We start from the raw sequence: 22,108 nt of genomic DNA on the forward strand, positions 1-22,108 counted from the left end.
GGGCGTTGCCTGAGGACCAGCGTTACTTGCGATCCAGCACCGGCGCCACCGCTTTGCGCCAGAGTGCGTACCCTTCCGGCTTCATGTGCAGCATGTCCTCGCGGAACAGCTCCGGGCGCGGCTTGCCGGTGGCATCCAGCATCGGCGTATAGATGTCGATGTAGTCGGTCCGCGGCACGTTGGCCAATGCCTGCTTGATCAGCTGGTTGGCGCGCACAATCGCCGGCAGCAGCTGTGCACGCGACGGGCTGGGTTTGATCGACAGGTAGCCAATGCGTGCCTCGGGAAGTGCGGCGCGGATGCGTGTGACGAAAGCCACCACATCGTCGCGCACCTGCTCCGGGCTGCGCCCGCTGTTGAGGTCGTTGTCGCCGGCATACAACACCACCTGGCGCGGCGCGTAGGGAATCACGATGCGGTCGGCGTAACAGGTGCTGTCGCGCACTTCCGATCCGCCAAAGCCACGGTTGATCACCGGCTTGCCGGGGAAATCCTGCGCCAGTGTTTCCCAGAAACGGATCGACGAACTGCCGACGAACACGATGCCGTGTTGGGGCGGCGGTTGCTGCGCATCGCTGGCCGCGAAGCGCTGCATGTCCTGCTCCCATGCCGCATTGGAGACCTGTGCCGGCACCTGGGGCGTGGCAGGCGGCGCGGCGGCCTGCAGGGGGCTGGACGCAATGGCGAGTGCGCACAACAGCGCGCGCAAGGGCAGTTGTTTCATCGGGCAGACCTGTCAACGTGGAGCGGACTGCGCATGGTGCGGCAGCGCGGCTGCAGCGGCAAATCCGGGCGCGACTGGCGGCCGGAACCGTCGCGGTGGCAAGATTCCCACTTTCCGCTGCTACGGCCTCCCCATGTCCCTGATCCAATCCTTGTCCTGCACCAGCGTTCGGATGCGCTGACGGATGGCCGATCAACTGGGGCACGTGCCGCGCGGCCCGCGCCGGATGCTCAAGGCGGCGGTCTGGTCGTGGCAGGGTCTGCGTGCGGCGTGGCTGCATGAATCCTCGTTCCGCCTGGAAGTCTGCCTGGCGGCGCTGCTGACGCCGCTGGCGCTATGGCTGGGGAATTCGGGGCTGGAACGCATCGCGCTGATTGCACCGTTGCTGATCGTGCTGGCCGCGGAGTTGCTGAACTCGGCCATCGAGGCAGTGATCGAGCGGTATGGCCCGGAACACCACGTGCTGGCCGGGCGCGCCAAGGACATGGGCTCGGCCGCCGTGTTCGTGCTGCTGATCAACGTTTTGCTGTGCTGGGGCCTAGTCCTACTACCGCGGCTGTTCTGAGCGCGGCAGCGCGGTGGTGGCTGTCAAGCGGCTCGCCGCACCGCATGCCGGGATGTGCATGCCGGCTTGACTGGCGCCGTGGCATGCTCGCGGTCCCTTGTCATGGAATCGCCTGCATGCCCGTCCTGATTCGCGCCCTGGTGCTGCTGGTCCTCACCGCCTCGCTGTCCGGCTGCGGCTACAACGCGATCCAGCAGAAGGAAGAAGGCGTCAAAGCGGGGTGGTCGGAGGTGCTCAACCAGTACCAGCGCCGCGCCGATCTGATTCCCAACCTGGTGCGTACCGTGCAGGGCTATGCCCAGCAGGAGCGCCAGGTGCTGACCGAAGTGACCAACGCGCGTGCCCGGGTGGGCCAGATCCAGGTCAATGCCGATGACGAAGCCTCGCTCAAGCGGTTCCAGCAGGCGCAGGGCGAACTGGGCAGTGCGCTGTCGCGCTTGCTGGTGGTCAGCGAAAACTACCCGCAGCTCAAGTCCGACCAATCGTTCCGTGATCTGCAGGTGCAGCTGGAAGGCACCGAAAACCGCATCACCGTGGCGCGCGGCCGCTACATCCAGACCGTGCAGGACTACAACACCTACATCCGCTCGTTCCCGCAGGTGATCACCGCCAAGATCTTCGGTTACCAGCCCAAGCCGAATTTCAGCGTGGAAAACGAGGCGCAGATTTCGCGCGCGCCGGAGGTGAATTTCGGCACGCAGCCGGCACCGCAGCAGCAACCGCAGCCTGCGCAGTAATGCGGCGCAGTGGTGGGCAGCGAGTAGATGGCTGGCCGTCGATGAGGCGGCCGGCCGTTGGCGGCGGCGCGCACGTCGCTGTGATGGAGGCCAGGCATTGCGTCAGAGGTGTGTGCGGTGACGCCAATGCCCCGCGCGCTGCTACGCGACTTCGCAGTGGTTGCATCGACGAACGCTCTGGGTCAAACACTGTTACCAGGTCAGCCGCCACGCAGGGCTCGCCGTTTCTGTCTCGTTATTGCCTGCGGTGGCATGCGGCCATGTTCGACAGCGCGGCGCCAGGCCCCACGCGCCATGTGCCTGAAAACGTGGCAGTTATGTCGATGGGCAATGCCGCCCTTTGGAGTCTGTAATGCCCCAGCGTCGATATGCCCTGTGGATGCTGTGGCTGTTCTGCGCACTGCTGCCGGCCACGGTGGTCGCGCAGGATCTGGCCGCCATCCCGCCGTTGCGCTCGCCGGTGGTGGATACCACCGGCACGCTGGATGCCACCCAACTCCAGCAGCTGGAACAACAGGCGCTGGCCCTGCAGCAACGCAAGGGCGCGCAGTTGCAGATCCTGATCGTACCGACCACCCAGCCGGAGGCGATCGAGCAATACACCCAGCGCGTGTTCGACCAATGGAAGATTGGCCGCAAGGGCGTGGACGATGGCGTGCTGCTGCTGGTGGCCAAGGACGACCGCCGGGTGAGGATTCAACCGGGCTATGGCCTGGAAGGGGCGATTCCCGACATCGTGGCCAACCGCATCATCCAGGAGTACCTGGCGCCGCGGTTCCGCGAGGGCGATTACGGCGGCGGCATCCGTGACGCCACCGCCACGCTGGCCGGGCTGATCGAAGGCGAGGCCTTGCCCGCGCCGGTGAGCGGGCATGCGTCGGATCTGAGCGATAGCGACAGCGGTAGTTGGGTCATGGCGCTGTTCATCGGCGTGTTCGTCGCGCTGATCGCGCGGGTGTTCCTGCGGGCATTGCCGCGGCCGGTGCGCGGAGTGCTAAGCGGTGCAGCGGCCGGCGCGGCCGCGTTGCTGCTGACCTCACTGGTGTTTGCCAGCATCGGCGCGGCGGTTGCCGGATTGGTCGTTGGCCTGGCGTCCGGTTCCGGCGGCCGCTCCATCGGTGGTGGCGGTTGGGGCGGCGGATTTGGTGGTTTCGGTGGCGGCGGGCGCGGCGGTGGCTTTGGCGGCGGCGGGTTCGGTGGCGGCTGGGGCGGGGGTGGTGGGTCGTCGGGAGGCGGTGGCGCCTCGGGGAGCTGGTGATGCGCTGGATCAGACACATGTTTGCGCCCTCGGCGCACCGCAGCTTTCCGCCGCGCAGCATGGACAGCATCGCCGCGGCGATCGCGGCCAGCGAGCAGTTGCACACCGGTCAGGTGATGGTGGCGGTGGAGGCGGATCTGTCGGCGGCGGCGCTCTGGCGCGGTCACGGCGCTCGCCAACGTGCCGAGCAGGCGTTCGCACAGCTGCGCACCTGGGATACCGAAGCCAACAACGGTGTGCTGATCTATCTGCTATTAGCGGACCATGCCATTGAAGTGGTGGCCGACCGTGGGCTGCGTGCGTTGGTGCCGGACGCGGCCTGGGCCGAGGTCTGCCGACGCATGCAGCAGTTCCTGCGCGATGGTCAGCACGAGGCCGCCGTGCTGGCCGGGGTGGAGGCGGTGACCGAACTGCTGTGCGCGCATTTTCCGGCCGCTGCCCAGGCCCAGCATGAAGACGAGCTGCCCAATCGGCCGCACATCCTCGGCTGAGGACGCCGTAGATGTCAGAATAGCGGCCTCGCTTTTTCGTGATCCGCGGTCCGCATGATCTATCTGCACGCCATCGACCCCATCGCCTTCTCGCTTGGCCCGGTGCAGGTGCACTGGTACGGGTTGATGTACTTGGCCGCGTTCTTTTCCGCCTGGGCCCTGGGCCGCTCGCGCATCCTGCGCGGTCGCCTGCCCGGCGTGGACATGGACGGATTTTCCGACCTGTTGTTCTACGGCATGCTCGGCGTGGTGCTCGGCGGGCGCATCGGCTACATGTTGTTCTATGCCTTCGACACCTTCCTGGCCAACCCGCTGATCCTGTTCAAGGTGTGGGAAGGCGGCATGAGCTTCCACGGCGGGCTGCTGGGCGTGTTGATCGCCTGCGGCCTGTGGACGCGCCGGCACCGCCTGCATTTCTTCGATGTCATGGATTTTGTCGCGCCCCTGGTGCCGTTGGGCCTGGGCTTCGGGAGGCTGGGCAATTTTGTCGGCGGCGAGTTGTGGGGCAAGTTCACCCAGGCCGGCTGGGGCGTGATCTTCCCGCATGCGCCGGAGCTGGCTGACTGGCCGCCCGCGCAACTCCAGGCCCAGTACGCGGCCGGCGCGCTGGACCGCTTCGCCCGGCATCCGTCGCAGCTGTATGAAGCCGCGCTCGAAGGCGTGGTGATGTTCGTGGTGTTGTGGACCTTCTCGATGAAGCCGCGCGCCCGCTATGCGGTGTCGGGACTGTTCGCGCTGCTGTATGGCGTGTTCCGCTTCATCGTGGAGTTCGTCCGCGTCCCGGATGCACCGCTGGGCTACCTGGCCTTCAACTGGCTGACGATGGGGCAGATCCTGAGCCTGCCGTTGATCGGCGTGGGCCTGGTGCTGCTGGCGCTGTCGCGCCGCGCGCCGGTCCTGCAGCCGGTGGTGCCGGCTGCAGCAGGTGTGGAGGCGGCCAAGTGAAGCCGTACCTGGAGTTGCTGCAGCACGTGCTCGAGTACGGCGCCGAGAAGTCCGATCGCACCGGCACCGGCACGCGCAGCGTGTTCGGCTGGCAGATGCGCTTCGACCTCAATGCCGGGTTTCCGCTGGTCACCACCAAGAAGCTGCACCTGCGCTCGATCATCCATGAGCTGCTGTGGTTCCTGCAGGGCGATACCAACATCGCGTACCTGAAAGACAACCAGGTCCGCATCTGGGACGAGTGGGCCGATGCCAACGGCGACCTCGGCCCGGTCTACGGCAAGCAGTGGCGACGCTGGACCGGTCCGGACGGCGTCGAGATCGATCAGATGCAGTGGCTGGTGGACGAGATCAAGCGCAACCCGGACTCGCGCCGGCTGGTGATCAGTGCCTGGAATGTCGGCGAGTTGCCGCAAATGGCCTTGATGCCCTGCCATAGCCTGTTCCAGTTCTACGTGGTGGACGGCAAGCTCAGCTGCCAGCTCTACCAGCGCAGCGGCGACATCTTCCTGGGGGTGCCGTTCAACATCGCCAGCTATGCGTTGCTGACCCACATGGTGGCGCAGGCCACCGGCCTGGGCGTGGGCGACTTCGTACACACACTGGGCGATGCGCACCTGTATTCAAACCATTTCGAACAAGCCCGCGAGCAGCTCACGCGCACGCCGCGTCCGCTGCCAACCTTGCGCCTGAACCCGGATGTCACCGACCTGTTCGCGTTCCGTTTCGAGGACATCGCGATCGACGGCTACGACCCGCATCCGGCGATCAAGGCGCCGGTGGCGGTGTGAGCACGACAGCGCAGGGTCTCGACAGGCGCTGCGCTACGCTGACGCTCTGTTTGAACGGACGTCTTTGCCCTCATGAAACTCTCGCTCATCGTCGCCTTCGACCGCAACCACGCCATCGGCCGCGACAACGATCTGCCGTGGAAGCTGCCCGATGACCTGAAGCGCTTCAAGGCGCTGACACTGGGTAAGCCGATCCTGATGGGGCGCAAGACCGCGCAGTCACTGGGCCGTGCGCTGCCAGGGCGCCTGAATCTGGTGCTGACGCGCTCGGGGCAGGTGCCTTTCGAGGGCATGCATGCAGTGGTTTCGGTAGACGAGGCGATCGAACGCGCGGCGCAGGAAGGTGCGCAGGAGCTGTGCGTGATCGGGGGAGGCGAGGTGTACCGCCTGACCATGGAGCGCGCCGATCTGCTGGCGGTTACCGAAGTGGACACGGCCGTCGAGGGCGCCGATACGCACTTCCCTCCGATCGACCCGGCGGTGTGGGTGCCCGCAGAGCGCAGCGCGCATGCGGCAGACGCGCGGCACGCCTTCGCTTTCAGTTTCGTGGATTACCAGCGCCGCTGATGGGCTCCTTGCGTCGGGCCCGGTGGCACCGACGCGCGCATGGGCTCACTCCTGGGGCGCGTCGCCCGGCGCTGCAGCGGGTGCAGCAGCATTGCCGCCATTGCCATTGCCATTGCCGCCACCACGCCCACCGCGTGCGCGTTGCCGGCCCTGGCGTTCGCGCGGGCGACGCGGTGCACGCGGCGCCGTTGCCGGCGCAGTGACCTCACGACCGGGCACCTGCACCACGCGCAGTTCGTCGGTATCCAGTTGCAAGGCGGTGAGCTTGCCGCCCCACACCGCACCGGTATCGATGGCATGCACGCCCTGGGTGATGGTCAGCCCCAGCGCCGACCAGTGGCCGCAGACGATCTTGAGATCGCGCTCCACCCGCCCCGGCACTTCGAACCAGGGGTACAGGCCCTGGGCCTGGGTGCCGGGTGTGCCCTTGTCGTCGGTGGCGATGCGCCCACGTGGCGTGCAATAGCGCATGCGGGTGAACAGGTTGATGATCGCGCGGCTGCGGTCGTACCCGCTCAGGCCAGGCGACCAGCCCGGCTGATCGCCGTACATGTTGCGCAGCAGCTTGCGATAGCCACCGCCCTGCAACTGCTGCTCGACTTCGCGCGCATGCTTCTCGGCCATCTGCGTGGTCCACTTGGGCGCCAGCCCGGCATGGATCATCATCCAGCCCAGCTCGCGGTCCACGTGCGCCAGCTTCTGCATGCGCAGCCAGTCGAGCAGCACGTCGCGGTCTTCTGCCAGCACGATGCGCTGTAGGTCCGGGTTGACCTTGCGTTGTTCTTCTTCCGAGCGCGCGCCGATCGCCAGCAGCGACAGGTCGTGATTGCCAAGCACCACTACGCTATGCGCGCGCAACGAGTGCACCAAGCGCAGCGTTTCCAGCGATTGCCCACCGCGGTTGACCAGATCGCCGCAGAACCACAGCGTGTCCTGGGCCGGGTCAAACCGGATCTTTTCCAGCAGCTGCTGGGTGATATCGTAGCACCCCTGCAGATCGCCAATTGCCCAGACGCTCATCGCGCGTGCTCCCTCAATGCAGCATCCATCAGTGCAGCGTCCTCGGCACGCTCAGCACGAAGGCGGCGATTGGCGCGGTGAATTCGGTGCCATCGTCGGCCACCATGTCGTAGTAGCCCTGCATCTGCCCCTGTTCGGTTTCCAGCAGCACACCGGAGGTGTAGTGGAAGGCCTCGCCCGGACGCAACCGCGGCTGCTCGCCGACCACACCTTCGCCGTCCACCTGCTCGGTGCGGCCGTTGGCGTCGGTGATTTTCCAGTGGCGCGCAATCAGTCGCGCTGGCACGGCGCCGGCGTTCTGGATGCGAATGCTGTAAGCGAAGGCGTAGCGGCCTTCTTCCGGAGTCGATTGATGGGCGAGGAAGCGTGGTGACACCTCGACCTCGACCCGGTAGCGCGGATCATCTTGCATGGGGAAAGTTTAGAGGGTGTTCTGTACTTTGAGGTGAGTGCGTGCGGTCTGTCTCGCGCCGCGTCGGGCGTGGTGATTCAAGCCAGCTCGACATTGGCCAGACGAATGAAATCGGCAACCTCCAGCTGCTCGGCGCGAGCATCCGGGCGCACCCCGGCGGCCTCGAAATGCGCTGGCTCGCAGACCGTGGACAAGGCATTGCGCAAGGTCTTGCGGCGCTGCCCGAAGCCGGCGCGCACTACATCGGCAAAGCGCTTGCGGTCCTTGATCAACACGCTGGCCGCATCGCGCGGTACCAGCCGCACCACCGCAGAGTCCACCTTGGGCGGCGGGCGGAACGCGCCCGGCGGCACCACGAACAGCGCGGTCACCTCGCAATAGGCCTGCAGCATCACGCTCAGCCGGCCATAGACCTTGCTGCCCGGGCCGGCCGCCATGCGGTCGACCACTTCCTTTTGCAGCATGAAGTGCATGTCGGCCACTGCGCCGGCATGGTCCAGCGCATGGAACAGGATCGGCGAGGAGATGTTGTAGGGCAGGTTGCCGACCAAGCGGATCGGGGTGCCATCGGCCACTGCGGTGAAGTCCACGGCGAGCACGTCGCGGTGGATGATCTGCAGCTGGCCGATCGGTGCAGCGGCGTCGGTCAGTGGCGCAATCAAGTCGCGGTCGAACTCGATCACGGTCAATGCGCCGTGCTTGCGCAGCAGCGGAAAGGTGATCGCGCCCTGGCCGGGGCCGATTTCGACCAGATGCTGGCCGGGGCGCGGGTCCACTGCCTGGACGATCCGGTCGATGTAATACCGGTCGGCAAGAAAGTGTTGGCCGAGCGACTTCTTGGCCGGTGCGCTGAAAGAGGAATTCATGCGCAGAGTTTAACGGAGCGCGGGCATGCCCGCGGCACGCGCCTGGTGCGTCTACCGAAGAGCTGATTGATTTGGCGCTGTTGGCCTTGGCCTGGCGCTGATTCGCGCAGTTGCGGGTGAGCGCCAAAGCAGCATCCGTGGCGACAGACGTGCCACCCCCAACTACTGGCCGATGTAGATAGGCGCAGCTGGCAATCGGCTCTCTAACAAGCGAGCGTTCGCTGCACACATCGCCAATCCAATACGGGAGGGCGCGGTGTGCCACTTTGGGTGCGGCGTTTGCGACACGCGAAAGTAGAGCGCGGCTGTGCCTGACATTCAGTGCATCACGTTCCGCACAGGTGTCCGCACGGTAAAGGCCGCTGACGGAAATCACCTTGAACATGCCGGCGATGCCTCGCCTGCAAACGCGATGACCCTCGGCCCTAATGCCACGTTGACCTCAGGCCGGAGTGGCACAGCAACAAACGCATGGCTGGTGGTGGCGGTGAAGCGCGGTGCCGACGCGGCGGCATTCGCTCACGTGCTGAACCGGGTCTGCCGCTGCGCGGCACCGATCTTTCGAATCAGCTGCGTGCTGCCAGGCGTGCACACAGCGCCGTCGCGGCAAGCAGGCTGGAGGGATCGGCCACCCCACGCCCGGCCAGTTCCAGCGCGGTGCCGTGATCGACCGCCACGCGCGGGTAGGGCAGGCCGAGGGTGATGTTCACCGCCTGCTCGAATCCGCTGTACTTGAGCACCGGCAGCCCCTGGTCGTGGTACATCGCCACCACCGCATCGAAGTCGGTGAGCTTCTGCGGCAGGAAGGCGGTGTCGGCCGGCAGCGGGCCGATCAGCTGCATGCCTTCGCTACGCAATTGATCGAGCACCGGAATGATGACGTCCAGTTCTTCGCGGCCGAGCAGCCCGTCTTCGCCAGCATGCGGGTTGAGACCGAGCACGGCGATGCGCGGATGTTCCAGGCCGAAGTCCCGTTGCATGGCAGTGGCGGTGATGCGCAGGCAGCGCGCCAGCGCCTCGGCGGTGATCGCCTCCGGCACCGCGCGCAGTGGCAAGTGAGTGGTCACCAGCGCCACCCGCACGATGCTGTTGGCCAGCATCATCACCACCGGGCAGCCGGCCTGTGCGGCAAGCAACTCGGTGGTGCCGGTGTAGGCAATGCCGCCGGCGTTGATCACGGCCTTGTGTACCGGGCCGGTGACGATGCCCTGCAGCTTGCCAGACAGGCAGTCGCCTGCTGCTCCCAGCAAGCCGGCAATCACTGCGGCCGCATTGGCGGGATCGGGCGTGCCGAAGCGGGTGGGGGCGGCCTGACGGACCGGATGCAGCGGCAGATCGCCGGGCAGGCGTGCGTGCTGGTCGGGATCGAGCAGGCGGACAGACAAACACAGCGCCTTGGCGGCGCTGTGCAGGGTGTCAGGATCGGCGTACGCGATCAGATGGGCATCCGAGCGCGGCTGCTGGGCGAGCCGGATACACAGTTCCGGCCCGATCCCGGCCGGCTCGCCTGGCACCAGCGCGAGCGAGGGGACCATCGGCTTAGCGCGTCGGCTGGGCCGGCGGCGGCGTCGGTGCAGCAGGTGCAGCCGCCGGTTCAGGCGCTGCGGTGGCATCGGCGTCGGCACGGTCGCCGGTGCGGAAGCTCACAAACGCCTCGCCACGCAGTTCCTGCAGATAGCGGTTGTACTCTTCTTCCAGCTTGCGACGACCGATCGTCTCGCGGATCTGGGCGCGCTGGTTTTCCGCACTGACATCGGTCTGGCGCGTACCAACACGCTGCACGATGTGCCAGCCGGCCTGGGTGCGGAACGGCTCGGACACCGCGCCATCGGTCAGGCCTTCAACCTGCTTGCCGAAGTCCGGGCCGAACGCATCGGCTGGGAACCAGCCCAGGTCGCCACCCTGACCGCGGCTGTTGGTGTCCTCGGAGGACTCCTTCGCCGTTGCCTGGAAATCAGCGCCGCCCACGATGCGCGCACGCAGCGTGTCGATCTTGGCCTTGGCCTGCGCTTCGGTCTGGTTGTCGCCGATACGCACCAGGATGTGCCGTGCGTTGTACTCGGTGAGGACCTTCTTTTCGCCGCCTGCATTGGCGTCGCGCATTTCCACCAGCTTGAGCAACTGGAAACCGCTGGGGCCACGCAGCGGCCCGGCAACCTGGCCAGGCTGCATGTCGCGGATCAGCTGGGCGAATGCGTTGGGAATCTCGTCCAGGCTGCGCCAGCCCAGGTCGCCACCTTCCAGTGCATTCGGGCTATCCGAATAACGCACTGCAGCTGCGGAGAAGTCCAGCTCGCCCTTGTCGATCAAGGCCTTGACGCCGTCGACCTTCTTCTGGCCAGTGGCAATCTGTTCGGCCGTGGCGCCTTCCGGCAGGCCGACCAGGATATGCGCCAGGTGGTACTGGCTACCGGTCGTGGCCTGCTGGGCCAGTGCGGTGTCCACTTCGCCTTCGCTCACGCTGATGCGGCTCTGCGCAAAGCTCTGGCGCAGGCGCTGCACGATGATTTCATCGCGCACCGAGGCGCGGAAATCGGCATAGCCCATGCCGTCAGCCGCCAGCTTCTGGCGCAGGCCGTCCACGGAGGTGCCGTTCTGCTGGGCGATACTGGCGATGGCGCGGTTCAGTTCCTCGTCGCTGACGCGGATACCGCTGCCTTCTGCTCGACCGACCTGCAACTTGACTAGCACCAGGCGCTCGAGCACCTGCCGCTGCAGGACGTCGTCCGGCGGCAGCTGGTTGTCGCGTCCGGCGTATTGCGACTTGACGTTGCGCACAGCGCGATCCAGCTCGCTCTGCAACACCACGTCTTCATCCACGATGGCAGCGATGCGATCCAGCGGCTGGGATTGCTGTGCCGAGGCCAGCGGCGAGACCGTGCTGGTGATCACCAGCAGCGAGGCGAGAAGTACAGAGAAAGGCTTGGTCATGGAATCAAGTTCGGATCGTAATCGTCCGGATTAGTCGTGGTGTTGCTGGGCGGGACCAGGTAGAGGTCGTCGCGGTAATAGCCGAGAATAGCACGGCGCAAAGTGCGGTCCGTGTTCTGGCCAAACGAGCTCAGGCCCTTGAGCACGAACTCAAACTGGATGGAGTTGTCCATCTCGCCGTCGCGGTTGCGCACGAACCGGCGCACCAGGGCGCGCACCGCCAGGCAGCAGCTGTCCCACTGCACGCCGCCGATGATTTCCAGCGGCTTGCGGTCCAGCAGCGAGTAGTAATACCGACCAACCGCACTCCAGGTGGGATTGATCGGATACAGGAAGGAGAAGTCGGCCTGCTTGAGCTGGTCGCTTTCATCAATGAGGTTGCGACGGTAGCGATACGCCAAATTAATGATGCCGTCGTTGTTGAGCAGATAACGCGTGCGCAGGCTGGCCAGATCTTCCTTGCGCGAGTTGGGATTCCACTGATAGGTGGCGCCCATCGACCAGCGGTCGTTGATCATGTAGTTGGCGTCGGCTACCCACGCAGACTTTCCTTGTTCGATGGTCTGCTCGCTGCCAGCGGCGGCATTGGTGCTGTTATTGATCGTTACCAGCGAATCGTTGAAATACAGTATTTGACCTGCGCTCAACGAGAGTTTTTCGCGGCCATCGTCCTGACGCAACCAACGCGAGGTCACAGCCAGGGTCAACTGGTTGGCGTCATTCTGTCGATCGGCACCGGTGTAGCGCGTGTCGCGGAACAGCTGGCCATAGCTGAAGGTGAACGGGCGTGTGTCGAATACGGGTAAGTCGTTTTGCTCACGGTAAGGCACATATAGGTAATACGCGCGCGGCTCCAATGTATTGAGATACTTGGTGCCGAACAGCGAGGTCTCGCGGTCGAAATACAGCCCGGCATCTAACGAGGCGATCGGCAGGCTGCGCGTCGGCGAGCGATCACCGGTCAGTGGCGCCGTGTTAGCCAACGTCGAATCCAGCTGATATGCCGTATAGCGCCACGCCACAGTTGGCGTCAAAAACCAGGCTGAGCCGGACAATGGCATCGAGATATACGGTTTGAGATCCAGACGCGAGCCGCTGCCGTATTCCTGATTGCGTATGTTGGTGCGGACGTAATCGTCCCCGTCGTCGCCGTTGGTGTTCCCGTCACGGGGAGGCTGGACTAAATAAGAGTCGTCATGAGTAAAGCGCACCGCCTCGGCATAAACGCCGGCTTCGAAAATGCCGAACGGCTTTTCCCAGGTGAAATATGCGCGCGGCTGCCGGTTGTAAGGCAGTGATCGCTCGTCCAGAGTGTAGTCGGTCAGCTGCCAGCGGTCGGCCATCAGGCCTGCGGTCCAGGTCTCGCCGGTGCCGTAGATGCCCACGGTGCTCTGTATGCTTGACGCCGAGCCCATGCCGTTGATGCGGCTGGTGAAATCTTCCACGTAGCGCGTGTCGCTGACCCAGGAGATGCTGCTACGCGCTTGCCAATATCTGTTGACGTTGTGGTAGCCACTGTAAAAGACGCTGCCGCGGTCCTTCTTGCGCAGATTGTCATTAGGCAGGTAGTTGCCGGTGATCTCACCGCGGCCGCCGTCGTATAGATAGCGGAATTCGGTGCCGAACATGAAGCCACGCCTGCTCATATAGCGCGGCAGCAAGGTGGCATCGTAATTCGGTGCCAGATTCAGGTAGATCGGCTGCAGATAGTCGAAGCCGTTACGGCCGGACAGGCCGAACTGCGGGAACAGCAGACCGGTCATGCGACGATCGTCGATCGGAAACTTGAACCACGGGAAGTACAGCACCGGCACCTTGCCGATCTGCAGCACGGCGTTGCGCGCGGTGCCGAAGCCTTCGTCGTTGTCGACGTCGATTTCGGGAGCGCGTACGCGCCAGATCGGCTGCGACGGGTCGCAGGTGGTGTAGGTGGAGCGGTGCATCTGCCCGACCTGGCCCTGCAGGTCCACCGATTCGGCGCCGCCGTTGCCGCGCCGGTCCACCAGTTGATACTGGATGTTGGTGACCTTGTGGCTGTCGGTGTCCTGGTTGCCCTCGGCACGGTCGGCGACCATGCGGAAGGAGGTGTCCTGGTAGCGGACATTACCCTCGGCGATGTAGTTGCCGGTCTCGGTGTCCATGCGCAGGTTGTCCGCGCCCAGGAACTGGTCGCCGCGCTTGAGCGCCACATTGCCCTGGTACTGCGGGGTGGTGCTGGTGCCGGAAAGTTGGTCACCTTCGATGTCGGTGGGCAACTGCTGGCGTATTTCTGCGGCCTTGGGATCGGCGGCGGGCGCGCCGTCGAAGCCTGGCAGCGGGTCCACGGCCGGGCACAGTCCCCAGTTCAACGGCTTGTCGGCAGCCATTGCCGGCAGGCAAATGGCAATGCTCAAGGGCAGGGGCAGCAGGCGGAGAGCTCGGCGCACGCGTGAAGTTCAACCAGTAAAATGGCGGCTAGCTTGCCGTATAGCCCGCATAGGGGCAATGAAGAGTCCCTGCGGAAGGGGGGCGAGGTTCATCGCCATGGTGTCCGGGCGCCGCGCTGGGCCGCCGGATTCATCGCAGCGCGCCGACGTGGGCCACGCTGCTTTCGCGCAGTGCCTGCAGGTCGTAGCCACCTTCCAGCATCGATACCACTCTGCCGCGCGCATGCCGGGTCGCCAGCGCGCGGAGCGCACCGGTCAGCCAGGCAAAGTCGTCGGCGTCGAGCATCAGATCGGCCAGCGGGTCGCGCAGATGCGCATCGAAGCCGGCGGAAATCAGGACCAGCTGCGGGCGGAAGGCGTCGATCAGCGGCAGCATCTCGTCTTCCCACACATTGCGAAAGCGCAGGCCGTCGCTGCCGGGAGGCAACAGCAGGTTGTGGATGTTGCCGATACCGCGCTCATGCACGCTGCCCGAGTGCGGGTACAGGCCCGATTGGTGGGTGCTGAGGTATTGCACGGTTGGGTCGCGTTCGAAGATCGCCTGGGTCCCATTGCCATGGTGGACATCGAAATCCACCACCGTAATGCGCTCCAGCCCGTGCCGGTCGCGGGCGTGGGCGGCGGCCACGGCGATGTTGTTGAACAGGCAAAAGCCCATCGAGACCTGGCCGGTGGCGTGATGGCCGGGCGGGCGCACCGCGCAGAAGGCCGTGCCTGCGCCGTCCTGCATCACCGCATCCACCGCCGCAATGCCGGCCCCGGCCGCACGCAGCGCGGCGGCGCGCGAGCCCGGCGACATCAAGGTATCCACGTCCAGCTGGTGGTAGCCCTGGAAATTGGTCTCCAGTACCGCATCGACCTGTTCGCGCTCGTGCACGCGGCACAGGTCGCCGAGCTTGGCCAGCGGCGCTTCGCGCCAGTCGAGGTCGGTAAACGCGTCGCGCAGGGCCTCGACCACGGCGGTCAGCCGTGCGGGGCTTTCGGGATGCTCGGGGCCGGCGTCGTGGCCCAGGCAGGCGGGATGGGTGAAGACCAACATGGGAGCAATCTAGCCTGTCCGCGCGGTAATGCGCACGGTCAGCCACGCCGGCGGTCATGCCGCCACAGCACTTCCTGCTGGCCATCGGCGCGTGCCAGTACACGGGCGAGCACGAACAGCAGGTCCGACAAGCGGTTGAGATAGCCGATCGCCTCGCTGCGCACCGGCTCCTGTCGCGACAGCGCGACGGTTTCGCGTTCGGCGCGGCGCACGATGGTGCGCGCCAGATGGCAGCGCGCGGCAGCTTCGCCCCCGGCTGGCAGGATGAACTCCTTCAGCGCGGGCAGGTCGTCATTGAAATGGTCCAACTGCCGTTCCAGCGCGGCGATGTCGTCGGCGTCGATGGCCGCATGGCCCGGGATGCACAACTCGCCGCCCAGGTCGAACAACTGGTGCTGCACGGTGGTCAGCAGGGCGGCGACAGGCTCAGGCACGTTGGGTGCGGCCAGCAGCACGCCGATTGCCGAATTGGCCTCGTCGACAGTGCCGTAGGCGTTGACGCGCAGCGCATCCTTGCCGGTGCGGCTGCCGTCGCCGAGGCCGGTACTGCCATCGTCGCCGGTGCGCGTATAGATGCGGGAGAGCCGGTTGCCCATCTCAGCCGGCCTGCGCCTGGCCGTGTGGGCTGGTCAGGCGCTCTGCAACCACCTGGATCACCGCTGCGGCGGCAACGTAGAGCGCTGCGCTGCGCAGGTAGGGCCACAGCCAGTCGGTGTAGTTTTTGAACCAGCCGGCGAGGGTTGGCTCGGCCACGCTGGCGCTGATCCAGTAGAAGCTGCCCTGGGCGATCAGTTGGCACAGCGCCACCGAGATCAGCAGCGCGGGCACCAGCTTGGCCAGCGCGCTCCACTGCGCGCCGTGGTAGTGCCGCCGCAGCCATGTGCCGCCGGCCCACAGCGCGAAGTACGCCGGGATCAGGCACCAGTAGGCCGGCGAGACGCAGTAGTGCGCCCAGAAGCTCATGCCCTGCTGGGTGATCACCAGCCAGTCGATCGCCACCGCCAATCCCATCAGCAATGGGAAGGCCAGTTTGGTGCGCGACGCAAGGTGGAATCCGCCCAGGAAGAACACGGCCCAGGAGGCGTCCGGGACCTGCCCGAAATGATGGATGCGCGTGGCCGCCATCAGGACGGCGAGCAGGCTCAGGACCAGGGTGTCGTGCGAACGAGGCGTCATGCGCGGAAGTGGCCGGATTACAGACTCGCGAGTGTAGCGTGGAACCCGGCATGCCCGCGCCGGGCGAGCGCGTGGTCGCCACCTGCGGGGACGCCGGTCGAGGCCATGGGCCAGGGTTCCGCAGCAGACGCGGCAACGTGTCCCACCCCGGGGGCGGCAACGGGCCAGGGTCGAAGGCTTATCATGTGGCGATGATACACGCACATGACGTTTTGATCGTTGGCGGCGGGCTGGTGGGCTCGAGCCTGGCCATTGCGCTGGACCGCATCGGCCTGGATGTGGGGCTGGTGGAGGCCACGCCGGCCGGCGCACCCCCGGCGGTGTTCGATCAACGCAACCTCAGTTTCGCCGCCGCGACCGTCAACGCGCTCGGCGCGCTCGGTGTGATGGCCAAGTTGCGCACCGCGCCGGGCCCGATCCGGCGCATCCATGTGAGCCGTGCCGGCGACTTTGGCCGGGTGCAGCTGGACGCTGCCGACTACGGGCGCGACAGCTTCGGGCAGGTGGTGGTGGCACGGGATTTCGGCGAGGCCCTGCAGGCGCGCCTGGATGAGTTGCGTAGCTTGCAGCGGTACCGCCCGGCGCGCTGTATCGGCGTGGAACCGGTGCAGGACGGCTCTCGCGCGGTGCGCCTGGCCACTGCCGACGGCGAGCAGCTGGTGCGTGCGCGGCTGGTGGTCGGCGCCGATGGCAGCCATAGCGCGGTGCGCGAACTGCTGCATATCGGCACCGAACAACACGATTTCCTGCAGACCTTGTTCGTAGCACGCGTGCGCGCCTCACGCCCGCCCGATGGCACGGCCTGGGAGCGCTTCGGCGAGCATGGGCCGACCGCACTGTTGCCGCGTGGCGACCGTCATTACGGTGCAATCCACTGTGTGGCGCGGGCCGAGGCCGAGACGGTTGCAGCGCTCGATGAGGCTGGCTGGCTGGCGCGGCTGCAACGCGCCGCCGGTTGGCGTGCGGGGCGTTTTGTTGCCAGTGGCGAACGCAGTGCGTATCCGCTGGTGCAGATATTGGCAAATACCGTGGTGGCCGAGCGCGTGGTGCTGCTGGGCAACGCCGCGCAAACGCTGCACCCGATCGGCGCGCAAGGCTTCAACCTGGGTCTGCGCGATGCGCTCACGCTGGCCGAACTGATCGAACCCGACCGCAGTGATGCCGGCGCAGCGCCGTTGCTGGCGGAGTATCTGGCGCGGCGGCGGGTGGATCGCGACCACACCATCGGTTTTTCCAGCGGCTTGGCACGGCTCACCGGCAACCCGGCGCCGCTGCTACGCCCGTTGCGCAGCCTGGGGCTGCTGGCCGCCTCGCAGGCGGCACCGCTGCAATCGATGCTGGTCGGTGGGGCGATGGGATTCCGTGGCGACGTGCCGCAGCTCTGCCGGAGCCAGGCATGAGCCGGCGCTTGGGACGTGATGCCGTGATCGTCGGCGGCGGCGTGGTCGGTGCGGCGTGCGCACTGGCGCTGGCCGATGCCGGTTTGCAGGTCGCGTTGGTGGAGGGCCGCGAGCCACCGCGCTGGCGTGCCGATTCTGCGGACCTGCGCGTCTACGCATTTGCCGCCGACAACGCCGCGCTGCTGGAGCGCCTTGGCGTGTGGAAGGACGTGCGCGGCGCGCGCGTGCAGCCGTATCGCCGCATGCGGGTGTGGGATGCCGGTGGCGGCGGTGAACTGCGCTTCGATGCAGATACGCTGGGCCGCGAACAGTTGGGTTGGATCGTCGAGAACGATCTGCTGGTCGATCGCCTGTGGGCGGCCGTGCATGCCCGAGGCATCGCGCTGCATTGCCCGGCGCGCGTGGTCGAGCTGGAACAGGACGCCACCGGCGTGCGTCTACGCCTGGATGACGGCAGCCGGCTGGAAGCCGCGGTGGCGATCGCCGCCGACGGTGCGTCTTCCACGCTGCGCGAGTTGGCTGGGCTGCCGGTCGCGCGGCACCCTTACGCGCAGCGCGGCGTGGTCGCCTTCGTGGACACCGAACACGCACATCAGGCCACGGCCTGGCAGCGCTTCTTGACCACCGGCCCGCTGGCCTTCCTGCCGTTCACCGATGGCCGCAGTTCGATCGTGTGGACCTTGCCCGATGCCGATGCCGAGCGCGTGCTGGATCTGGACGATGCTGCGTTTTCGCGCGAGCTGACCCAGGCCTTTGCTGGCCGTCTGGGCGCGGTGAAGGTGAGCTCGCCGCGCGCGGCGTTCCCGCTACAGCGGCAACTGGTGCAGCAGTACGTCAGCGGCCGCGTCCTGACCCTGGGCGATGCCGCGCACGTGGTGCATCCGCTGGCCGGGCAGGGCGTGAATCTGGGATTGCGCGATGTCGCGGCGTTGAGAACGTTGGCGCACGACGCTCTGGCGCGTCGCGCCGACTGGGCCGCGCCGCACCGGCTGCAACGCTGGGCGCGCACGCGTCGCAGCGAAAATACCGTCGCTGCGTATGGGTTCGACGCCATCAACCGCGTGTTCTCCAACGACGAGATGCATCTAACCCTGCTGCGCGGCTCGGTGCTGGGGGCGGCAGGCAAGCTGCCACCGCTGGTGGACCTGCTGTGGAAGCGCGCGTCCGGCAACGCGTAGGCGCACTGCGCTGACATTCTGCTGGCCGCTATGTTCAAGCGCTAATAGCGAAGGCCGCATGTTCCATACGACGGATGCGCCCGGGCTGGCTACAGTCGGGCCATGACTTCCGTTTCAGCACACCTCACCCCGCCGCTGCTCCTGCTGAGCGGGCTGCTGTGCGATGCCAGCATCTGGGACGCGCAACGCGCGGCGCTGGCGGATATCGCCGAGGTGCAGGTGCTCGATTTTCCCGGCATCGACAGCGTGCAGCAGATGGCTGCACAGGCATTGGCCGCCGCGCCAGACCAGTTTGCGCTGGCCGGTCATTCGATGGGCGGCCGGGTGGCGCTGGAGATCGTGCGGCAGGCGCCGGAGCGCGTGCAGCGTCTGGCGCTGCTGGACACCGGCGTGCATCCGGCGCACGCGCAGGAGCATGCGCAGCGTGGTGCGCTGGTGGAGCTTGCGCACCGTGCCGGCATGCAGGTGCTGGCCCGGCAGTGGCTGCCGCCGATGCTGCACCCCGACCGCCACGACGATGCCGAACTGATGGACGCGCTGGTGGCCATGGTCATGCGGCAGACCCCGCAGAGCTATGCCGCCCAGGTGACCGCGCTACTGAACCGGTCCGATGCCACGCCCGTGCTGGCGCAGGTGCAGTGTCCGACGCTGCTGGGCGTTGGCCGGCAAGATAGCTGGAGTCCGCTGGAACGCCACCAGGATATGGCGCGGCAGATCCCGCACGCGCAGTTGGTGGTGTTCGAATACAGCGGACATATGACGCCGGTGGAAGCGCCTGCTGCGGTCAGCGCCGCGCTGCGCGATTGGCTGGCTGCATGACCACCGTCTCCCCGTTCGACGGCAGACCCATCGGCTCGCCAATGCACGTGCGCTGACGTCAGCGTCGCCCGCCGCATTTTTATCCGTAGCACCCATTGCCAGTGAGGCCACCGCGTGTCCCCAGACGCTTCGATCACCGTTGCCTGCGAACAGCTGATCCGCCGATTCGCCTTGCACAACGATCGCCATGAACATGACGCGCTGGCTGCATTGTTCACCGCCGATGGCGTGTTTGCACGGCCGAGCGCGCCAGATACACCCGTGCATGGGCGTGAGGCGATTCGCGAGGCATTCCGTGCACGTGCGCCGCGTAGTACCTGCCATCTCATGCTCAATACCCTGGTCAGCGTGCACTCTGACACATTGGCCCATGCGCATAGCTACGTGGTGCTGTACAGCGCACCACAGGCCACCACGCCGCCGCCGTGGACCGCACAGGCGCCGGCATTGATTGGCACGTTCGACGATGTGCTAGTGCGCCAGGACGAGCATTGGCTGTTCAAGCAACGCCTCGGCGCATTGCTGGTGCGCGTGGAAGCGCACTAGACACCTACCACCGCTGTTCACCGATGCCGCCGACGAACCCGGGCGGCATTGCACCACCGCTCCTCCCCCCTGTCGCGTTGCCTCAATCGCCCATCCTTATCGGAGAATCGCCTGGTGGAACGCGCATGCTTGTCTGTTGGTCGTCGTCCTTCATCGTCCCGGTCGCGCCGCCAGCATGCGGGCAGGCTGGCCCTCTTGCTCGGCACGCTGGCACCGGCGGTCGTCCTTGCGCAGGCAGCGCCCGACACAGTGGCCATGCCGCAGGGCATCAACCTGGGCGGCACCAGTTTCATGGATGGCTTCGGCTCCACCACGCCTGGCTGGACGGTGCTGGAATACCTGCGCTACTACGATCTGGATGCGATCAAGAATGCGCGCGGGGATAACTCGCCTGCGTTTCGCGACCCGCAGGTCGGGGTCAGTGCGTTGCTGACCCAGTTGATCTACGTGACCCCGTATTCGCTGGGGCGCGGCTCGCTGAGTTTCAACACCATCATCCCGCTGGTGAATTACGACACCTCGTTCGCAGCCGACAGCCCGGTGCGCTTGCGCAGCAATGGGTTTGGCATGGGCGATATTTCGTTCGGTCCGGCGCTGCAGATGCCGCCGGTCATGCGGGACGGGCGTGTGTTCTTCTTTCAGCGCTTTGCGCTGGATCTGTTCGCACCGGTCGGTAAGTTTGATCGCGACATCGCCATCAACCAGGGCACCGGTTTCTGGTCGATCGCACCGCAGTGGGCATTCACGGTGCAGCCCACCGATAATTGGGAAATCAGTGCGCGCATCAACTATCTCTACAATTTCCGCACCGATCGCGCCGGTGGCGTGCCACCAATCCCGGGGTTCCGGTTTCGCAACGGCCAGGCCGGCGATGCGGTCTGGGTCAACTTTGCCAGCTCGGTGAAAGTGAGCGAGCAACTGCGCGTGGGTGTGAACGGCTATTTCCTGCAGCAGCTCAAAGACAACCGGACCAACGGTGAGCGCGTGGCCGACAGCAAGCGCATGCAGCTGTATCTGGGTCCTGGGCTGTCCTGGCGCGTGGATGCAAAGAACCTGTTCAACCTCAATCTGTACATCCCGCTGGACGTGGAGAATTCGGTCGCCGGTAACAGCGTGAACCTGATGTACGTGCATTCGTTGTAGCGTGCGCTACGGCGTGCATGCGGGCGCAAAGCCGGCATGCACGTGACGTGGAGTGCAGGAGGGGCGCAACTCGCACTGCGCGCTTGCGCAACGACAGGGTGGACACGCGCGTGAGTATTGACGCAGGCTACTTTCGCGGTTTGGCTGCGATGCAAACGCAGCCGAGCCGCAGACTTACATCCCCATGCTGTGGCGTTGCGTGTTGGCATGCTCGCGGAACAATAGTTCGGCGCGCGCGCCATCGCGTTGCTCGATGGCGGTGACGATCGCGCCGTGCTGGCGGTGGCCGTAGAACAGATCGTCGTAGGCGAGCGTCGGCGAGCGTTGCCCGAACACCACGTTGGTGGGGCTGACAAACGGCACCAGCGTGCAGCGGTCCACTGTCTCGGTCAGGATCGGTTTGTCGGCCGCCATCACGATCATCCGGTGGAACCGCGCGTTCATATCGCCGTAGGCCAGTTCGTCGCTGGCATCCAGGGTGCGCTTGGCCAGGATGCGGTCACCCTCGTCCAGGCAGCCATGCAGTGCGGCGAGCAGGGTGGCGGAGGCGCCTTGTTCGGCCACCGCGCGCGCAGCCATACCTTCCATCAGGGCCCGGACCGCCAGCGCGTCCAGGCTCTCCTGCTGGCTGAAGCGGCGCACTGCGTAGCCGCGGTTGCCCGCCTGCACCAGCAAACCCTCCTGGCAAAGCGCAGGCAGCGCCTGACGGATGGGGGTGCGGGAAATCGCCAGGCGCTCGGCCAGGGCGGCCTCGGTGATGCGCTCGCCTGGCGCAAAGGTGCCGCACAGGATCAGTTCGCGTAGCTGCTGGACCGCTTGCAATCGGTGGTTGTTCGCCATGGGCTCCATTCTCTCGCGCCTAACCGTGCTGCCTGCCCGCCCGAGTGGCAAAACTCGATGCAGCCCGCACAAAAACCTTGCGGATGAGGTCGCTTGATGGCAATTTGGATCCCAAGGATACCGTTTCGGGGCGAAGCCGTCCCGGTTGATCGAGTTTGGGATCCCAAGCGCCATCGATCCCACCCACATTGACGCGCGCTGTTCCGCATGACGCGGTCCGGCCGCTCGCCTCGC

23 protein-coding genes are annotated in these 22,108 nt (G+C 66.0%); 12 read left to right on the forward strand and 11 right to left on the reverse strand.

What is annotated here, in order from left to right; genetic code table 11:
- Positions 1-22 precede the first annotated feature (22 nt).
- The gene (locus tag XCC_RS04055) at positions 23-724 is read right to left on the reverse strand and encodes an SGNH/GDSL hydrolase family protein (protein WP_011036017.1); all 702 of its coding nucleotides are present in this window, start codon (positions 722-724) and stop codon (positions 23-25) included.
- A 184-nt stretch (positions 725-908) separates the two neighbouring features.
- Here XCC_RS04055 and XCC_RS04060 point away from each other — a divergent pair, with 184 nt between their 5' ends.
- The 7 genes from XCC_RS04060 (at position 909) to XCC_RS04090 (ending at position 6,078) form a co-directional block, all read left to right on the forward strand.
- On the forward strand, positions 909-1,289 hold the full coding sequence (locus tag XCC_RS04060) for a diacylglycerol kinase (RefSeq protein ID WP_011036018.1): 381 nt from the start codon (positions 909-911) through the stop codon (positions 1,287-1,289).
- Between the two features lie 116 nt (positions 1,290-1,405).
- Positions 1,406-2,026, forward strand: a complete 621-nt coding sequence (locus tag XCC_RS04065; protein WP_011036019.1) for a LemA family protein — start codon at positions 1,406-1,408, stop codon at positions 2,024-2,026.
- 352 nt (positions 2,027-2,378) lie between these two features.
- On the forward strand, positions 2,379-3,284 hold the full coding sequence (locus tag XCC_RS04070) for a TPM domain-containing protein (RefSeq protein ID WP_012439177.1): 906 nt from the start codon (positions 2,379-2,381) through the stop codon (positions 3,282-3,284).
- Positions 3,284-3,775, forward strand: coding sequence for a TPM domain-containing protein (locus XCC_RS04075; protein WP_029217141.1), 492 nt, complete (start codon positions 3,284-3,286; stop codon positions 3,773-3,775). Before XCC_RS04070 ends, XCC_RS04075 begins: the two co-directional genes overlap by 1 nt.
- Positions 3,776-3,829: 54 nt before the next feature.
- Complete coding sequence (lgt, locus tag XCC_RS04080; RefSeq protein ID WP_011036022.1) at positions 3,830-4,720, forward strand: prolipoprotein diacylglyceryl transferase; 891 nt, start codon at positions 3,830-3,832, stop codon at positions 4,718-4,720.
- Positions 4,717-5,511 (forward strand): thymidylate synthase, encoded by a 795-nt coding sequence (locus XCC_RS04085; RefSeq protein ID WP_011036023.1) that lies wholly within the window; start codon positions 4,717-4,719, stop codon positions 5,509-5,511. The genes lgt and XCC_RS04085 overlap by 4 nt, the downstream gene beginning before the upstream one ends.
- A 72-nt stretch (positions 5,512-5,583) precedes the next feature.
- Positions 5,584-6,078 carry a dihydrofolate reductase gene (locus XCC_RS04090; protein ID WP_011036024.1) on the forward strand — a complete coding sequence of 165 codons (495 nt, stop codon included), beginning with the start codon at positions 5,584-5,586 and terminating at the stop codon, positions 6,076-6,078.
- A 45-nt stretch (positions 6,079-6,123) separates the two neighbouring features.
- On the opposite strand, the gene XCC_RS04095 is transcribed toward XCC_RS04090, so the two are convergent.
- From XCC_RS04095 to XCC_RS04135, 9 genes are all read right to left on the reverse strand, one after another.
- The gene (locus XCC_RS04095; RefSeq protein WP_011036025.1) at positions 6,124-7,098 is read right to left on the reverse strand and encodes a symmetrical bis(5'-nucleosyl)-tetraphosphatase; all 975 of its coding nucleotides are present in this window, start codon (positions 7,096-7,098) and stop codon (positions 6,124-6,126) included.
- A gap of 28 nt (positions 7,099-7,126) precedes the next feature.
- A complete protein-coding gene (gene apaG, locus XCC_RS04100) occupies positions 7,127-7,510 on the reverse strand; it encodes a Co2+/Mg2+ efflux protein ApaG (RefSeq protein ID WP_011036026.1) in 384 nt (127 codons plus the stop codon).
- Positions 7,511-7,587: 77 nt separating this feature from the next.
- The gene (rsmA, locus tag XCC_RS04105) at positions 7,588-8,376 is read right to left on the reverse strand and encodes a 16S rRNA (adenine(1518)-N(6)/adenine(1519)-N(6))-dimethyltransferase RsmA (protein ID WP_011036027.1); all 789 of its coding nucleotides are present in this window, start codon (positions 8,374-8,376) and stop codon (positions 7,588-7,590) included.
- Between the two features lie 566 nt (positions 8,377-8,942).
- Entirely contained in the window at positions 8,943-9,911 is a 969-nt protein-coding gene (pdxA, locus tag XCC_RS04110) for a 4-hydroxythreonine-4-phosphate dehydrogenase PdxA (RefSeq protein WP_011036028.1), read from the reverse strand.
- A 4-nt stretch (positions 9,912-9,915) separates the two neighbouring features.
- On the reverse strand, positions 9,916-11,307 hold the full coding sequence (locus tag XCC_RS04115) for a peptidylprolyl isomerase (RefSeq protein ID WP_011036029.1): 1,392 nt from the start codon (positions 11,305-11,307) through the stop codon (positions 9,916-9,918).
- Positions 11,304-13,733 (reverse strand): LPS-assembly protein LptD, encoded by a 2,430-nt coding sequence (gene lptD / locus XCC_RS04120; RefSeq protein ID WP_011036030.1) that lies wholly within the window; start codon positions 13,731-13,733, stop codon positions 11,304-11,306. The genes XCC_RS04115 and lptD overlap by 4 nt, the downstream gene beginning before the upstream one ends.
- Before the next feature lie 130 nt (positions 13,734-13,863).
- Entirely contained in the window at positions 13,864-14,772 is a 909-nt protein-coding gene (locus XCC_RS04125) for a histone deacetylase family protein (RefSeq protein WP_011036031.1), read from the reverse strand.
- 38 nt (positions 14,773-14,810) lie between these two features.
- The gene (locus XCC_RS04130) at positions 14,811-15,368 is read right to left on the reverse strand and encodes a cob(I)yrinic acid a,c-diamide adenosyltransferase (protein WP_011036032.1); all 558 of its coding nucleotides are present in this window, start codon (positions 15,366-15,368) and stop codon (positions 14,811-14,813) included.
- A gap of 1 nt (position 15,369) precedes the next feature.
- Complete coding sequence (locus XCC_RS04135) at positions 15,370-15,948, reverse strand: hypothetical protein (protein WP_011036033.1); 579 nt, start codon at positions 15,946-15,948, stop codon at positions 15,370-15,372.
- 191 nt (positions 15,949-16,139) lie between these two features.
- Here XCC_RS04135 and ubiH point away from each other — a divergent pair, with 191 nt between their 5' ends.
- From ubiH to XCC_RS04160, 5 genes are all read left to right on the forward strand, one after another.
- Positions 16,140-17,348, forward strand: a complete 1,209-nt coding sequence (gene ubiH, locus XCC_RS04140; protein ID WP_011036034.1) for a 2-octaprenyl-6-methoxyphenyl hydroxylase — start codon at positions 16,140-16,142, stop codon at positions 17,346-17,348.
- Positions 17,345-18,526, forward strand: coding sequence for a UbiH/UbiF family hydroxylase (locus tag XCC_RS04145; RefSeq protein ID WP_011036035.1), 1,182 nt, complete (start codon positions 17,345-17,347; stop codon positions 18,524-18,526). The genes ubiH and XCC_RS04145 overlap by 4 nt, the downstream gene beginning before the upstream one ends.
- A 102-nt stretch (positions 18,527-18,628) precedes the next feature.
- On the forward strand, positions 18,629-19,345 hold the full coding sequence (locus XCC_RS04150; RefSeq protein ID WP_011036036.1) for an alpha/beta fold hydrolase: 717 nt from the start codon (positions 18,629-18,631) through the stop codon (positions 19,343-19,345).
- A 114-nt stretch (positions 19,346-19,459) separates the two neighbouring features.
- Positions 19,460-19,891: a nuclear transport factor 2 family protein gene (locus XCC_RS04155; protein ID WP_011036037.1), complete on the forward strand. Its 432-nt coding sequence runs from the start codon at positions 19,460-19,462 to the stop codon at positions 19,889-19,891.
- Between the two features lie 195 nt (positions 19,892-20,086).
- Positions 20,087-21,034: a SphA family protein gene (locus tag XCC_RS04160; protein WP_014506747.1), complete on the forward strand. Its 948-nt coding sequence runs from the start codon at positions 20,087-20,089 to the stop codon at positions 21,032-21,034.
- 174 nt (positions 21,035-21,208) lie between these two features.
- Here the strand turns inward: XCC_RS04160 and XCC_RS04165 are convergent, their stop codons facing one another.
- Positions 21,209-21,883 (reverse strand): GntR family transcriptional regulator, encoded by a 675-nt coding sequence (locus tag XCC_RS04165; RefSeq protein ID WP_011036039.1) that lies wholly within the window; start codon positions 21,881-21,883, stop codon positions 21,209-21,211.
- Positions 21,884-22,108: the final 225 nt, after the last annotated feature.

Origin of the sequence: Xanthomonas campestris pv. campestris str. ATCC 33913 (genome assembly GCF_000007145.1) — a bacterium.
Classification (GTDB): domain Bacteria; phylum Pseudomonadota; class Gammaproteobacteria; order Xanthomonadales; family Xanthomonadaceae; genus Xanthomonas; species Xanthomonas campestris.